This window comes from Streptomyces sp. NPDC001717 (assembly GCF_042892775.1).
In the GTDB taxonomy this organism is placed as follows: domain Bacteria; phylum Actinomycetota; class Actinomycetes; order Streptomycetales; family Streptomycetaceae; genus Streptomyces.
This window is the reverse complement of sequence record NZ_JBIAUK010000004.1, coordinates 90,030-104,922: the sequence shown is the minus strand read 5'-3', so window position 1 is coordinate 104,922 and position 14,893 is coordinate 90,030. Positions and strand designations below refer to the sequence as shown.

At 72.2% G+C, this 14,893-nt stretch carries 11 protein-coding genes; 6 read left to right on the top strand and 5 right to left on the bottom strand.

Annotated features, from left to right (window positions below; genetic code table 11):
* Nucleotides 1-41 precede the first annotated feature (41 nt).
* Nucleotides 42-542 (top strand): hypothetical protein, encoded by a 501-nt coding sequence (locus tag ACFYZL_RS10085; protein ID WP_384752396.1) that lies wholly within the window; start codon nucleotides 42-44, stop codon nucleotides 540-542.
* A gap of 19 nt (nucleotides 543-561) precedes the next feature.
* On the opposite strand, the gene kstD is transcribed toward ACFYZL_RS10085, so the two are convergent.
* The 3 genes from kstD to ACFYZL_RS10070 form a co-directional block, all read right to left on the bottom strand.
* Nucleotides 562-2,346: a 3-oxosteroid 1-dehydrogenase gene (gene kstD / locus ACFYZL_RS10080; RefSeq protein ID WP_388677785.1), complete on the bottom strand. Its 1,785-nt coding sequence runs from the start codon at nucleotides 2,344-2,346 to the stop codon at nucleotides 562-564.
* Nucleotides 2,347-2,434: 88 nt separating this feature from the next.
* On the bottom strand, nucleotides 2,435-2,989 hold the full coding sequence (locus ACFYZL_RS10075; protein ID WP_388677783.1) for a hypothetical protein: 555 nt from the start codon (nucleotides 2,987-2,989) through the stop codon (nucleotides 2,435-2,437).
* Nucleotides 2,990-3,298: 309 nt separating this feature from the next.
* Nucleotides 3,299-4,423 (bottom strand): aminoglycoside phosphotransferase family protein, encoded by a 1,125-nt coding sequence (locus ACFYZL_RS10070; protein ID WP_384752387.1) that lies wholly within the window; start codon nucleotides 4,421-4,423, stop codon nucleotides 3,299-3,301.
* A gap of 231 nt (nucleotides 4,424-4,654) precedes the next feature.
* Between ACFYZL_RS10070 and ACFYZL_RS10065 the strand changes: the two genes are divergently transcribed.
* The gene (locus ACFYZL_RS10065) at nucleotides 4,655-6,154 is read left to right on the top strand and encodes a hypothetical protein (protein ID WP_384752384.1); all 1,500 of its coding nucleotides are present in this window, start codon (nucleotides 4,655-4,657) and stop codon (nucleotides 6,152-6,154) included.
* Between the two features lie 114 nt (nucleotides 6,155-6,268).
* Here ACFYZL_RS10065 and ACFYZL_RS10060 read toward each other — a convergent pair whose 3' ends face one another.
* Both ACFYZL_RS10060 and ACFYZL_RS10055 read right to left on the bottom strand, forming a co-directional pair.
* Complete coding sequence (locus tag ACFYZL_RS10060; protein WP_388677778.1) at nucleotides 6,269-7,690, bottom strand: PP2C family protein-serine/threonine phosphatase; 1,422 nt, start codon at nucleotides 7,688-7,690, stop codon at nucleotides 6,269-6,271.
* Between the two features lie 190 nt (nucleotides 7,691-7,880).
* Nucleotides 7,881-8,132: an SCO4226 family nickel-binding protein gene (locus tag ACFYZL_RS10055; protein ID WP_384752379.1), complete on the bottom strand. Its 252-nt coding sequence runs from the start codon at nucleotides 8,130-8,132 to the stop codon at nucleotides 7,881-7,883.
* 284 nt (nucleotides 8,133-8,416) lie between these two features.
* Here ACFYZL_RS10055 and ACFYZL_RS10050 point away from each other — a divergent pair, with 284 nt between their 5' ends.
* From ACFYZL_RS10050 to ACFYZL_RS10035, 4 genes are all read left to right on the top strand, one after another.
* A complete protein-coding gene (locus tag ACFYZL_RS10050; protein WP_388677775.1) occupies nucleotides 8,417-10,627 on the top strand; it encodes a molybdopterin cofactor-binding domain-containing protein in 2,211 nt (736 codons plus the stop codon).
* Nucleotides 10,628-10,642: 15 nt separating this feature from the next.
* Nucleotides 10,643-11,098, top strand: coding sequence for a (2Fe-2S)-binding protein (locus tag ACFYZL_RS10045; RefSeq protein WP_384752373.1), 456 nt, complete (start codon nucleotides 10,643-10,645; stop codon nucleotides 11,096-11,098).
* Between the two features lie 204 nt (nucleotides 11,099-11,302).
* The gene (locus tag ACFYZL_RS10040) at nucleotides 11,303-12,880 is read left to right on the top strand and encodes a helix-turn-helix domain-containing protein (protein WP_388677772.1); all 1,578 of its coding nucleotides are present in this window, start codon (nucleotides 11,303-11,305) and stop codon (nucleotides 12,878-12,880) included.
* 51 nt (nucleotides 12,881-12,931) lie between these two features.
* Complete coding sequence (locus ACFYZL_RS10035; RefSeq protein ID WP_384752368.1) at nucleotides 12,932-14,854, top strand: APC family permease; 1,923 nt, start codon at nucleotides 12,932-12,934, stop codon at nucleotides 14,852-14,854.
* Nucleotides 14,855-14,893 lie beyond the last annotated feature (39 nt).

Sequence of the window (14,893 nt, the reverse complement as noted above, 5' to 3'; positions counted from 1 at the left end):
CCCCGGGCGGGAAAAGCCGCGCGGCCACGTACCATGGCGGCATGTCCTTCCTCCGCCGCCACCGCGCCGCCACACCCGCCGGCCCGGACTTCGACGTCCTGGCCATGGACCCGGGGGACTGGCCGGGCAATCTCGGGGCCGGGCTGCTGCCCGCGCCCGACGGCAGCTGCCAGGGTGTCTTCCTCCGCTACGACCTGTTCGGCGGACGCGGCCCCGCAATGATCATCGGCAACCTCCCCGAGGGTTCCCCCGCGAGGGACCTCGCCGAGGGAGAGATCCCCTTCGAGGTGGCCCAGCTCCTCGACGCGCTCGAGAACGACGAGGACGTCGAGGTCACCGGCATCGAGGACTGCCCCGTCATGCAGGGCGACAACCTCCTGATCGTCCGGAAGATCAAGCTGTCGGAGTCCCGCATCTCCTGCGTCCAGTTCGACCGCAGCGACAACGTGCTGGTCACCATCGCCAGCTGGGACCGCCCGATCACCGATGACCTCTACGCGCTCCTGAAGCCGCTCCCCGCCGAGCTCTTCCAGCAGGGCTAGCAGCCGCTACACCACGACGTCACGCGTCCGCGATGTCGTTCGCCGCCACATAGCCGAACGTCATCGCGGGTCCGATCGTCGACCCGGCCCCCGCATAGCTGTGGCCCATCACCGCCGCGCTGGCGTTGCCCGCCGCGTACAGGCCCCTGATCACCGAGCCGTCCGCCCGCAGCGCCCGCGCGCGGGCGTCCGTGACGATCCCGCCCTTCGTGCCGAGGTCCCCCGGCACGATCTTGAAGGCGTAGAACGGCGGAGCCCATATCGGAGCCAGACACGAGTTCGGCGTCACCCCCGGGTCCGTGTAGTAGTGGTCGTACGCCGTGTCCCCCCGGTGGAAGTCGGAATCGTTGCCGCTCCACGCCTGCGCGTTGAACCGGTTGAGCGTCGCCCGCAGCGCCGCCGCCGGAACGCCGATCTGGCCGGCCAGCGCGTCCCAGCTCCACGCCTTCTTCGCCGCCCCCGCCTCGTACCAGGAGTCCGGGAAGACGATCGTCGGCAGGATGTCCTTGAACAGGTACTTGTTGCGGTAGTTCTGATCCACGATCAGCCACGCCGGGATGTGCGAGCCGACCGCGCCCCGGTCCTTCTCGTACATCACGTGCACCACATCGCTGTACGGGGCCGCCTCGTTGACGAACCGAGCCCCGTTCGCGTTCACGATCAGCCCGCCCGGCAGGGTCCGCTCGGCGAGGCAGAAGTACGGCTCCCCGGGCAGCGGGATCGACGGCCCCCACCACGCGTCCTCCATCAGGGCCAACGCGGCGCCCGCCCGCTGCCCCGCCCGGATCCCGTCACCGGTGTTCTCCTTCGCACCCACCGACCACTGGGTGCCGATCGGCTGCTGCTGGTACTGCGCCCGCATCTCCGCGTTGTGCTCGAAACCGCCCGAGCCGATGATCACCCCGCGCCGCGCCCGCACGGTGCCCCGCACGCCCGCCTTCTCGACGACCACCCCGGTGACCGCGCCGCCCTCCTGGACCAGGTCGACCAGCGGACTGTTCAGCCACACCGGCACCCCGGCCCGCATGAGCCCGGCCCGCAGACCGGCGGCGAGGGCCTGGCCCATCGTCAGCGGCTTCTCCCCGCACAACGCCGCCTTCGTGCCGCGTGCCAGACACTCCGTCGACACGGCGAGTCCCTTCGCGTTCACCGCGGCGAGGTTCAGCCACTTGTAGTCCTGACTGAACACCACCATCCCGGCCGGGACCGGCATGTACGCAGGGTTCAGACGGGCCAGTTCGGAGCCCAGGATGTTGCCGTCGATGTAGTCCGGCTCGATGGATCGGCCGTTCGGAAGGCCGCCCGGCAGGTTGGGGTAGTAGTCGCTGTAGCCCTCCATGTAGCGGAACTTCAGCGGGCTGTTGGCCATCACGAAGTCCAGCATCCGCGGCCCGTTGGACAGGAAGGCCGCCTGGCGGTCGGCAGGCACCTCGCTCCCCACGACCGCCGCGAGGTACGTCGCCGCCTTCTGCGGGGTGTCCGGCACCCCCGCGCCGAGGATCACCGAGTTGTTCGGCAGCCAGATTCCGGCCCCGGAGCGGGCGGCCGATCCGCCGAAGGTGGGGGCCTTCTCGACGACCAGCACGCTCAGCCCCCGCTTGGCGGCGGTGAGCGCGGCCGTCATCCCGGAGGCCCCGGAACCGACCACCACGACGTCGTACTCGCCGAGCGGGGGACCGTCCGCGGCCCGCGCGGCGGCGGACGGCAGCACGGCGGCGGCGAGGACCCCGACTCCCGCGCCGGCGATGACCGTACGTCTCGAGGGGAGGGCTTCCGACGGCGTGCGTGAAGCGCTTTCGGACATGGGCAGGCTCCAGCGAAGTGGGAAGGCGAGGGTGGCTCCAGCATGTCTGATGCTGAGTCAGAAAAGGTGTTCGGGGGATCATGTGATGTCAAGGCATGTGGCGCCGCCTCCTCCAGTACGCCACCGTCACTACGCCCAGCAGCGGCCCCCACAGCATCAGAGGGGCGTAGCAGACGTAGAACCAAACGGAGCTCCAGCCGCCCGCCTCGCTCGGGAAGTCGGCCGGTAGCGGATCGCCTTGGATGGTGGTCCCGGCCACCTGGGTCACCGCCGTGAGCACCGTCCACAGGGCGGTCAGCGCCAGGGCGCCCAGCGCCGCGGGGACGACCACGGCGGCCACCGGTATCCGTCGCCCGCCCAGGAACGGGATCCGGCGCGGGACCACCTCGCCCCACGCGGCGACCAACCCCAGCGCGGTCAGAGCCAGGAGCTCGGAAAAGACCGACAGGACCACGATGTACACGTCGAGCGGGAGCCACCCCGGCAGCGTCCCGCTGTCCGCGGCGGAATGGTCGACGAAGAGCACCCCGAGGCGCCAGACGCACGACGGGAGGACGGTGAAGGGGATCGCGGCCGCGGCGATCCGCGCGTGGCGCGGGACCCCCGCGACCGGGGTGTGCGCGGCCTTCCAGGCGGCGCGCACACCCCCACGGCGCGGGCGCCCGCCGGGGGGGCGCGTCGTCGGCATGCGTGGTCATCGGGACCTCCGGAGTGGCCGCGGGCACCTGTTGCCCACTCTTCTCCGAAGATCGCAGCCACCCCGGTTCGCGCGGATCCCCCGCGAGGGGGGTCCGCTCCCCCCGTACGGGGGAGAGGCGTCAGACCAGGGGCTTACCGGGCCGCCGCCCGCACACGAGCGAAGTCCCGCGGCGGTGGGAGCCACGGGACTTCGCGTCTGGGGGGCGGGGGACGGATCGGGGCCGGGGCCGGGGTGGCGGAGCCTGCGGAGGACCTACCGGGTGCCGACCGCCGCCCGGACCGCTCTGCGCGCCATGCCCGCGTCGTCGTGCAGGCGGCGCAGCAGCAGGCGCTGCTCCTCACCCGAGGACAGGGAGCCCGCCGGGAGCGGCTGGGTCGGGGCGGTGGACAGCATGGAGCGCTGCACCGCCGTCTCGCACATCCGGATCTCCCTGGTCAGCACGAGCATCAGGTTGACCAGGAAGGCGTCCCGAGCCGCCGGACCGGCAGCCTGGGCGAGCCGGCTGATCTGCGCCCGGGCGGCCGGAGCGTCGCCCAGCACCGTCCACAGCGTGGCCAGGTCGTAGCCGGGCAGGTACCAACCCGCGTGCTCCCAGTCGAGCAGCACCGGCCCCGCAGGGGACAGCAACAGGTTCGACAGCAGCGCGTCACCGTGGTTGAACTGCAGGGCCGTACCCGACAGTTTCACGCCGTGCAGCAGCTTCTGCAGGTCGCCGAGGTCCCGGTCGGTCAGCAGCCCCAACTCGTAGTCGCGGGCGATCCGCCGCCCGTAGTTCACCGGGGTCCCGAACAACTCCGTGGGCGGACGCCACTGGTTGACCCGGCACACGGCCCCCAGGGCGGCCCGCAGGTCCACCCGCGGCGGCGGCTCCACCGGGTGCCGCTGGAGCGCCGCGACCCGGCCGGCCATCCGCTCGACCACCAGCGTGCAGTTCTCCGGGTCGGCCGCGATCAACCGCGGTACGCGGACCGGAGGGCGGTGCCGGACGAACGTCCGGTACGCCGCTATTTCGTGCCGGTAGCGCTCGCGCCACTCCGGCGAATGGTCCAGTAAAACCTTCGCGACGGCGGTCATCCGTCCGGTCGTGCCCACCAGCAGGACCGAGCGGCCGCTGCGCCGCAGCACCTGCACCGGCGCGAACTCCGGACAGATCCGCTGCACCGAGGCGAGCGCGGTGCGCAGTTGCGCCCCCTGCGGCCCCGAGAGGTCGATCCTTCCGCTCAGCGGCTGCGACCCGGCTCCCGGCAGCCGCCGCGCCCGAGCGGCGCCCTGCGCCGCCGACGCGGGCCGGCCGGGGTCGAGGTAGGGGCCGCCGCCCGCCGGGAGCGTGCGGTAGGGCCGGACAGGTGCGGACACGGAGGACGTTGCTGCGTACATGGCTTTACGGATCCCTTCGTGCGCCGACTGGGTTCGTACGCCACCCCGCCGGATCCCGTACTTCACCCTGGGGAGTTCCGCCGGTGAACCGGGTCGGGGAGGCGCATTCCTACCTGACACCCGGCGGTAGGTGGCGAACCATCGGGCGTGCCCTGGCGAAGCCTGGCGAATATGCCGTGGGGGCGTGGCGGGGGGTTACTGTCAACTCAGCCGAGAACCTGGGGGCTTGACGTGAGCAAGGGTCCAAACACCCGCTTGAACGACCTGTTCGGCCTGGCCGGCTGGTCGAAGGGCGAACTGGCGAGGATGGTCAATCGGCAGGCGGCGGCCATGGGCCACCCCCAGCTGGCCACCGACACCTCGCGGGTGCGGCGCTGGATCGACATGGGGGAGACCCCGCGCGAACCGGTGCCCACGGTACTGGCAGCACTGTTCACCGAGCGGCTCGGTCGTGTCGTGACCAACGAGGACCTCGGGTTCGTACGGCAGCGGCGCACCACACGACGGCAACCGGACGGGGATCGGCAGAACCCCGACGGAATGCCCTGGGCGCCCGAACGCACAGCCGCGGTCCTCACCGAATTCACGGGAATGGACCTCATGCTCAACCGTCGCGGTCTGATGGGCGCGGGTGCCGCGCTCACCGCCGGCTCCGCCCTCAGCAATGCCATGTACGACTGGCTCCACACCGACCCCGCCCTCGCCAAGGAGGCGCAGCACTTCGGGGACGCCTTCCAGGCCGACCCGGCGGGCTTCGACCGCTACGAGGCCGCCCCGATCGGCTCGCAGGAGATCGAGGCACTGGAACGCTCGGTCGAGGTGTTCCGAGCCTGGGACGCCTCCAGAGGCGGAGGGCTCCAGCGCAAGGCCGTCGTCGGCCAGCTGAACGAGGTCGGCGGGATGCTGGCCTACCACCACCCCGACCACCTCCAGCGCAGGCTGTGGGGGGTGGCGGCCAACCTGGCGGTGCTCGCCGGCTGGATGTCCCACGACGTGGGCCTCGAACCCACGGCGCAGAAGTACTTCGTCATCGCCGCCCACGCGGCCCGTGAAGGCGGCGACCGGCCGCGCGCCGGCGAGGCCCTGTCCCGCGCCGCCCGCCAGATGGTCCACCTCGGCCGGCCGAACGAGGCCCTGGACCTCATGAAGCTCGCGCAGTCCGGCTCCGGGGAGCGGACGCTGCCCCGCACCCGCGCCATGCTGCACACCATCGAGGCCTGGGCACAGGCCGCCATGGGCAAGGGCCAGGCCATGCGCCGCACCCTGGGCGAGGCGGAGGAGCTGTTCGTGTCCGACAAGGGCGACGTCCCGCCGCCGAGCTGGATGCAGCACTTCGACGAGGCGGACCTGCACGGCATGCAGGCCCTCGCGTACCGCACCCTCGCCGACCACGACGCCACGGCGGCGCCGATCGCGGCACGCCACGCGAGGGAGGCCCTGCGGCTGCGCGGGGACGGCTACCAGCGCTCGCAGATCTTCGACTACATCTCGATGGCCTCGGCCTGCTTCATCGCCGACGATCCCGAACAGGCGGACCGCTACGCCCGCTTGGCCCTGGTGTCGATGAACGAGACCTCCTCGCACCGGACGTGGGACCGGCTGCGCGAGATGTACCGGCTCACCGGCCAGTACTCCGGGTACTCGCGCATCGAGGACCTCCGCGAGGAGATCGAGATGGCCCTCCCCGACAGCCCCGCGCCGACGCGCGGGCCACGCGTGACGGGAGCGTAGGGGCGGGCGTGGCCGGGCACCGGCCGCCCGTACGTCCACGGCCCACGGGCGGCATCCCACGACGGAGACGAGAAAGGCCGCGCCTGGCGGCGCGGCCCCGATGAACGGCAGCGGCTATCCGCCGACACGGGCGACCAGCACGCACGCGTCGTCCTCGCGCTCGCTCTCGCCGAACTCCTCGATCACCATCCGCACGCAGTCCTGCGCCGACCGCGCCGCCGAGAACCGGGGCGCGAGGGCCAGCAGCCGCTCGGTACCGTCCGCCCGGCTGAACTCGATGCTGCGCGGGGTCAGTCCGTCCGTGCGCAGGACGAGTACGTCGCCCAGTTCCAGCCGCTCCTCGGCCTGTCCGTAGACCGCCCCCGAGGTCGCGCCCAGCAGCACGCCCTCCGGCGGCAGCAGGGACCGGCCCGATCCGTGGCGGATCAGCAGGGGGGCCGGGTGGCCGGCCTGTGCCCAGGTCAGGACCTGGCGGTCGGCGTCGTAGCGGCAGCACACGGCCGAGCCGAGCGCGGGCTGGACGGAGGTCTCCAGGAGCTGGTTGAGCCAGCCCATCAGGGGGCCCGGCTCGATCCCGGCCATGGCCATGCCCCGCAGGGCGCCCAGCATCATCGCCATCCCGGAGGTGGCGGTCACCCCGTGCCCGGTCAGGTCGCCGACGGTCAGCATCGAGCTGCCGTCGGAGAGTTCGAGCGCGTCGTACCAGTCGCCGCCGATCAGCGCGCTGGTCGCGGAGGGAAGGTAGTGCGCGGCCACGTCCAGCGTGCCCGCGTTGCCGTGCGGGAGCCGCAGGGAGCCGCGCCACGGGGGGAGCACGGCTTCCTGCAGCTCGACCGCCAGCCGGTGCTCGGTCTGCGCGATCTCCCGCCGGCGCTGCAGCGAGTCCCGTGACTCGCGCACCGCCCGCTGGCTGCGGCGCAGTTCACTCACGTCCCGCAGCACGGCCCACATGGAGGCCGTGCATCCGTCGGAGTCGAGTACCGGCTCGCCTCTCATGTGCAACGTCCGGACGCGGCCGTCGGCCCGGACGATGCGGAACTCGCCGTCGATCGGCTTGCCGTCGACGAGACAGGCCGTCACCCACGCGGTCAGCAGCGGCTGGTCCTCGGAGAACAGGGTGGAGCCCAGTTCGTCGAGGGGCAGCGGGCCCGCCTCGGGGGAACGGCCGAAGATCTGGAAGAGCTCGTCGGACCAGCTGACCTCGTCGGTCAGCAGGTTCCACTCGGCGCTGCCGACCCGGGTCTGGGCCTCGGGGCCGGTCTCGGGCGCCGCCTGGGGGAGCTCGATGGCCTCGGGCGCCGGCGGCAGACCCTCTTTGAGCTGGCCGAGGTGCTCGCCGAGGTCGTCGAGGTGGTGCACGGCGAGGTCGCACAGAGCTCGCTGCCAGCGGCCCTGGGCATCGTCGTCGTCGACGACCGTGTCGCGGCGCACCGCGTCCACTTCTCCCCGCAGCCGTCGGGTCTGTGAGATCAGTGCGTCCACCGATCCCGGCTCGGGCGGCTGCGCGGGACGGTCCGCGAACAGGTGGGACGGCATGAGAACTCCGATACAGGCGCGGCACGGCCAAGTCTGAAGGAAGGACCGGTAACGACTGTTGCACAGGCCGCGACTGCGTGTAAGGCGTTTGGCAACATCCGCAACGGTCTTGCTTCTGGCATATGCCCTAGGCCTCTCGGCCGTCCCACCGGAAGGCGTTCGTGTGCGAACGAATCCAGTCAGGGAGCCGTCAGGTGACCATCACCGGAACCGGAAGGATCGAGTCCGCCGGGTGTCCCGTGCGCTCGTGGATCCGCCGGACCGCATCGGCCGAAGGGCCCTCGGAGAGGCAGTAGACCGTGCCGGACTCCGGGTCCGCCCACGCCTGCTTGAAGTGGACGCCTTCCTCCTTCTCGATCGCCAGGTCCGCCTTGTGGGCGGCCATCAGCTGCTCGCTCGTGATGCCCTTCATGCCCGTGTGGACATCCATGAATGTGGCCATAGCCGGGCACCTCCTTCTCGTCCCTTCCATCGTCCGCCCGCGTCCGGAAAAAGGCCCTCCGGAACGGCCGGCTCGTTCGTACGGCCGAGACGTACGAGGGCCCGTACCGCATTCACCCCGTCTCGGACCCCGATCAAGCCGCCGCGCCAGGCGTCCCCCGAACGAGGGATCGGCGCCGGGTCGGTCCCCCCTTCCCACCGCACCCCCTGATGGCTACTCTACGTGCCGGTAATGATCAGGAGCCGGTCCGCGGGGGCCGACCCGTGCGGGGTGGGGACGACGAAATGACCGGGCAGAGCCGTCGCTCCTTCCTCACCCACCTGGTCGCCGCACCGACCCTGGCCCTGGTGACGCGCGCGGGCCTCGACGCGGTCGCCCCGCAGCCCGCCCACGCCGTGGTGCCGAGCCTGCCCGCCATCGCCGACGTCATCGACCTCGGTGACCTGTTCATCCTGGCCGGTGCGCCCACCTCGGCCCTGCTGGCGCTCGCCGTGGAGGCGGACGGGACCATCCGCTTCCGGTTGCCCCGGGAGGAGGTCGGCCAGGGTCTCACCACCGCCGTGGCCATGCTCGTCGCGGAGGAGCTCGACGCACCGCTGGCGAACGTACGGGTGGAGCTGGACGACGCACGACCCGAGCTGCTGTTCAACCAGCTCACCGGCTCCTCCAACTCCATCCGCTCCCTCTACGGTCCGGTCCGCCAGTGCGCCGCCACCGCACGGGCCCGGCTCGTCGCGGCCGCCGCCCTGCGCTGGAGCCTGTCCGCCGCCACGCTGACCACCGCGAACGGCGCCGTCCGCGCCCCCGACGGCCGCACCGCCGACTACGGCGGTCTCGCCGCGGCCGCCGCCGACCCCGCGCTCGTGGTCCTCGGCGCCACCCCGAAGAAGACCGCGAAACACAGCCTGATCGGCAGGCCCACCAGCCGGGTCGACGCCCGCGCGATGGTCACCGGGGCCCAGAAGTACACCCTCGACCTCGACGTGCCCGGGGCCAAGCCCTGCGTGGTGCGCCGCCCGCCCACCCTGGGCGCCGCCGTGCGCTCCGTCGCCAACCTCGCCGCCGTCCAGGCCATGCCCGGCGTCCTGCACGTGGTCACCGTCCCGACCGGGGTGGCCGTCGTCGCCGAGACGTTCGGGCAGGCCCTCACCGCCAAGGCCGCCCTCGAGGTCACCTGGGGACCCGGCCCCGCCGACGGACTCTCCGACGCCGAGGTCCGTACGAAGCTGCGCGCGGCCACCCCTCCGTTGCTCGTGCCGCCGCTGCTGACCCCGTACGTGGACGCCGAGTTCGACTTCGCCTTCGTCAGCCACGCCCCGATGGAGACCAACTGCGCCATCGCGGACGTCCGCGAGGACCGCGCGGAGATCTGGTCCGGGCTCAAGTCCCCGATCGTGGCCCGCGAGACGATCGCCGCCGAACTCGGCCTTCCACTGGGCAAGGTGCAGGTGCACGTGGTGCAGGCGGGCGGGTCCTTCGGCCGGCGCCTCTTCTTCGACGCCGCACTGGAGGCCGCGCGGGTCTCCAAGGCCTGCCGCCGCCCGGTCAAGCTGATGTGGACCCGCGTCGACGACACCCGCCACGGCCGGATGCGCCCCGCCACCCACCACAAGATCCGCGCCACCCACCTCCTCGGCGAGGTCCTCACCTTCGAGCACCGCGTCGCGGCCGCCGAGACCGACTTCCGGCACGGACTCGGCGAGATCATCACCGCGACGGCCGCGCACCTGCCGCTCGGCATCGGCAACGCCACCCTCGCCCAGACCCTCTTCCTGACCACCGTGAAGTCCCCCTACAACTTCGGGGTCACCACGCAGGCGCTGACCGAGGTGCCGACCGGAGTGCCCACCGCCTCCTGGCGTTCGGTGTACTCCGCCAACACGCGCGGCGCGGAGGAGATCGTCGTCGACGAACTCGCCGCCAAGACGGGCCGGGACCCGTACCGGTTCCGCCGACTCTTCCTGAAGACCGACGCCCAGCGCGCCGTACTCGACAAGGTGGCCTCCGAAGGGGAGTGGGGACGCCCGATGGGCGCGGGCCGCGCGCAGGGCATCGCCTTCCACGAGGAGTACAAGTCCCGCACCGCCTGCCTCGTGGAGATCGACACCCGCGACCCGGAGCACGTCCGCGTCACCAAGGCCGTCATCGCCGTGGACGTGGGCCTGCCCGTCAACCCGCGCGGACTGGAGGCCCAGATGATCGGCGGCCTCACCGACGCGATCTCCACCACGCTGCGCGCCGGCATCCACCTGGACAAGGGGCTGCCGATGGAGGGCAGTTACAGCCAGTTCCACTGGGCGCGGCAGCGCGACACCCCGCTCGACGTGCGGGTCTTCGTGCTCCCGGCCACCGGCGAGGAGCCGGGCGGCGCCGGCGAGCTCGGGGTTCCCGCGGCGGTCGGTGCCATCGCCAACGCCTGGGCCCGGGCCACCGGTTCCAAGCCGCGCAGCTTCCCCCTCGACTTCGACGTCGACTTCACCCCCTACCCGCGCTGACCGCAGGAGTACGCCGTGCCCTCGCACACCTTCACCGTCAACGGGCGCAGCGTCACCGTGGACGCCCCCGACGACCTGCCCCTGCTGTGGGTGCTCCGCGACATGCTGGGCGTCCACGGACCCAAGTACGGCTGCGGCGTCGACGTCTGCAAGGCCTGCACCAGCCATCTCGACGGCGTCGACGTCCGGCCCTGCGTGGTGCCCGTCTCCGCCTGCGCGGGGAAGTCGGTGACCACCATCGAGGGGCTGGCCGACGGGGACGTACTGCACCCGGTGCAGGAGGCCTGGCTCGAACAGGACGTCGCGCAGTGCGGTTTCTGTCAGCCCGGTCAGATCATGGCCGCCGTCGCGCTGCTGCGGCGCACCGCCGAACCGACCGACGCGGACATCGACGCCATCGCCAACATCTGCCGCTGCGGCACCTACGTCCGCATCCGTGAGGCCATCCGCAGCGCGGCCGCCAGGATGTGACGATCCGTCGCCGATGCCGCCGCCGGCACGAGCGAGAAGGACCCCGACGTTCCCCCGTTGCGATATTCCGCTTCGCGTCGGGGTCCGACCGCTCATGGGCAAACCTAGGCGGGATCCCACCCGAACACAGGGTTCGCCCTGCCCAGTGACCCGGCGAGACGGGTATCACAGCGCACAGTGGGCGCAGGGTGGTTGAATGCGCCGGTGTCCCGCTCCGACGACGTCCTGAGGCTGCACCGGCTCGCCCACACCGGGGGATCGGCGGGCCTGCTCGCATGGCTCACCATCCGGCTCGGAGGATGGGTCGGAGTGGTGGACGCCGAGCGGGCGCACGGTTCCGGATCCGGCCTGGCCGCCGGTGTCGGCCGTGCCGCAAACGTCGGCCAGGCCCCCGCCCCCGCCCCCGCCACCGATCGCGCCTCCGCCACCGGTCACGCCCCCGATCACGCCCCCGCCACCGGTCACGCCCTCGAAGCCGGCCGTGCCCCCGGGGCCGCGCAGGTGCCGGCGTCCGCCCTGCGCGGCGCCGCCGAGATGGGCGCCCGCGGCCTGCGCTCTGCCGTCCTGGAGGGCGAGGGCTCCGCGACGCTGCTGTTCGCGCTGGACGACCGCCGCGCGCTGGCCGCCGTACTGCCGTTGCCGCATCCCCCCGAAGCGGCCACGCTGCTCGCCGACGCCGCCGTACCCCTGGCTCTCGTCCTGGGCGCCGAGGAGGGCACGCGGCGCGAGGAACGGGCCCGGATCGCCGAATCGAGGGCCCGCGAGGCGGTGCTGCACCTGCTGATGAACGGCCGGCTCTCCATCGCCCGGCAGATCGCGGAGGCGCTGGGGCCCTCGCTCCCCGATCCGATGCGGATGTACGTCGTGGAATGCCGGACCGGGCAGCGCGGCGAAGTGGCCCGGCTGTGCGCGGAGCTGACGGGTGGCCGGGCCTGGACCGTGCGCTGCCCCGTGTACGTACGCCATCTCATCGTGCTCGTCCCGACCGGACCTGCCGCGGCGGACGACGATCCGCTGGCCGGGGCATTGGTGGGGGTCGCCCGGGACGCCGTGGTCGGGGTCAGTGCCGAGGCGGCCCTGCGGGAGGCCCCGGCCGCCTACACCCAGGCCTTCCACGCCCTGGCCGTCGCCCGCGGACGCCGGGAGCGGCACGCCCGGTTCGGGCCGGGCCCCGAGCTGGCGCTCGCCGCGCACGCGGCCGGGGCCGGCTGGGCCGGGGACCTGCTCGCCCCGCTGCACGGTCACGAACCGAAGCGGGCCCAGGACCCGGGAGCGCAGGAGCTGCGCGCGACCGCGCACGCCTGGCTGAACTTCACCTCGCACGCCACCCGCCTGCTGAAGATCCACCGCAACACCCTGGCGGGCCGGCTCAAGCTCGTCGAGGCGCTGCTCGGGCTGGACCTCGCGCGCCTCGCCGACCAGTCCGCGCTGTCGCTCGCCCTGCGCCTCACTCCGGGCGGGAGCGGCCCGGGCGCGGGCGCGGAGCGGGAGAGCGACCTCGACGGGGTGCTGCGCGATCCCCGGCTGACCGACTGGGCCCGTGCCCACCTCGGCCCGCTGACCGGACCCGACGCCCCGCCGGGGGCACGCGCCACCGTTCGCGTCTGGCTGGAGCACGACGCCCAACTCGTCCCGACCGCCGCCGCGCTGGGCATCTCCGTACCGGGCGCCCGCAAGCGGCTGACCCGCGTCGAGGCGCTGCTGGAGCGCTCGCTGCTCCAGTCGCCGAGCGCCCGGCACGACCTGTGGCTGGCGCACCGGGCGGAGGAGCTCGCCGGGTGACACCCTCCCCAAAAGGGAGGAATCATGCGAAACATGCACGATCATGCCTGAATGAGGCGTATCAATGCGAAGCGCGTGCTGGTCGGTGAACCCCTCGACACCGCACGCCTGGGCGAGACCCTGCTGCCGAAGCGGCTCGCCCTGCCGATCTTCTGCAGCGACCCGCTCTCGTCGGTGGCGTACGCCACCGAGGAGATCCTGCTGATCCTCGCCCTCGGCGGGGTCGCCCTGCTCCACCTCGCCTGGTACGCGGCCGCCGCCATCGTCTTCCTCCTCGTGGTGGTCGTCGCCTCCTACCGGCAGACCTGCCACGCCTATCCCAGCGGAGGCGGCGCGTACGTCGTCAGCAAGGAAAACCTCGGACCGACCGCAGCGCTGACCGCCGCGAGCGCCCTGCTCGTCGACTACGTGATGACCGTCGCCGTCTCCGTCGTCTCCGGGGTCTCGGCCATCACTTCCGCCATCCCCGCGCTGAGCGACCACGAAGTGGTCCTGTCGGTCGGCTTCGTGGTGCTGCTCACCGTGATGAACCTGCGCGGCGTCCGCGAATCGGGCCGGATCTTCGCCATCCCCACCTACGGGTTCGTCCTCGTCATCTACCTCATGTTCGCCTTCGCCGCGGTACGGCTGGCCACCGGCGAGACCATCCGCGCCGAGTCCGCCGACCTGCCGATCACCGCGACCGGCACCTACACCGGGATCGCCCTGGTGTTCCTCGCGATGCGCGCCTTCGCCTCCGGCTGCACCGCCCTGACCGGCGTCGAGGCGATCAGCAACGGCGTACCCGCCTTCCAGAAGCCCAAGGCCAAGAACGCGGCGACCACCCTCGCCGCGATGGGCTTCCTCTCCGTGACCATGTTCGTGGGCATCACCGCCCTCGCCATGACGTACCAGGTGCACGTCGCCGAGGACCCCACCGAACTGGGCCTGCCGCCCGGTACCCCGATGTCCACCGCCCTCGCCCAGATCGGACGCGCCACCTTCGGCGACTGGCACTTCCTGTTCTACCTGCTCCAGGCCGTCACCGCCGGTGTGCTGATCCTCGCCGCGAACACGGCCTTCAACGGCTTCCCGATGCTCGCCTCGATCCTGGCCAAGGACCGGTACGCGCCCCGGCAGCTCTACAACCGCGGCGACCGGCTCGTCTACTCCAACGGCATCGTGCTGCTCGCACTCGTCGCGATCGGGCTCATCGTCGCCTTCGACGCCAACCTGACCCGCCTCATCCAGCTCTACATCATCGGCGTGTTCGTCTCCTTCACCCTCTCCCAGGCCGGCATGGTCCGGCACTGGGACAGGGAACTGGCCTCCGCCGAGACCCCGCGCGAGGAGCGCGTCCACATCCACCGCCGGCGCGCCATCAACGCCGTCGGCGCCGTCCTCACCGCCCTGGTCCTGGTCATCGTCCTCATCACCAAGTTCACGCACGGCGCCTGGCTGGTCGTCATCGCCATGCCGGTGCTGTTCTTCGGGATGCTGGGCGTACGGCGCCACTACGACCAGGTCGCGCAGCAGGTCGCCGTCGCCCCCGACGCGAAGCCGCGCAAACCCGCCCGCCACCACGTCCTGGTGCTGGTCGCCAGTGTGCACGCCCCCACGCTGAAGGCCCTCGGCTACGCGCAGGGCCTGCGCCCCGACACCCTGACCGCCGTCACCGTCGCCGCCGACGAGCAGGACGCGAACCGGCTGCGCGAGGCCTGGACCGCGCACGACCCCGGCGTCCCCCTGAAGATCCTGCACTCCCCGTACCGCGAGGTGGTGGGCCCGATCCAGGCCCATGTGGAGGAACTGGCGCGGGACTCGGCGACGGACGTCCTGTCGGTGGTCATCCCGGAGTACGTCGTGGGGAACTGGTGGGAGCACCCCCTGCACAACCAGAACGCCCTGCGCCTGAAGGCGCGGCTGCTCTTCACACCCGGGGTCGCGGTCATCGACGTGCCCTACCTGCTGGAGTCGGCGCGCAAGGAGCACTAGGGCCTGTCCTTCGGATCAGGCCCCGGGCCGGCTCTTCCG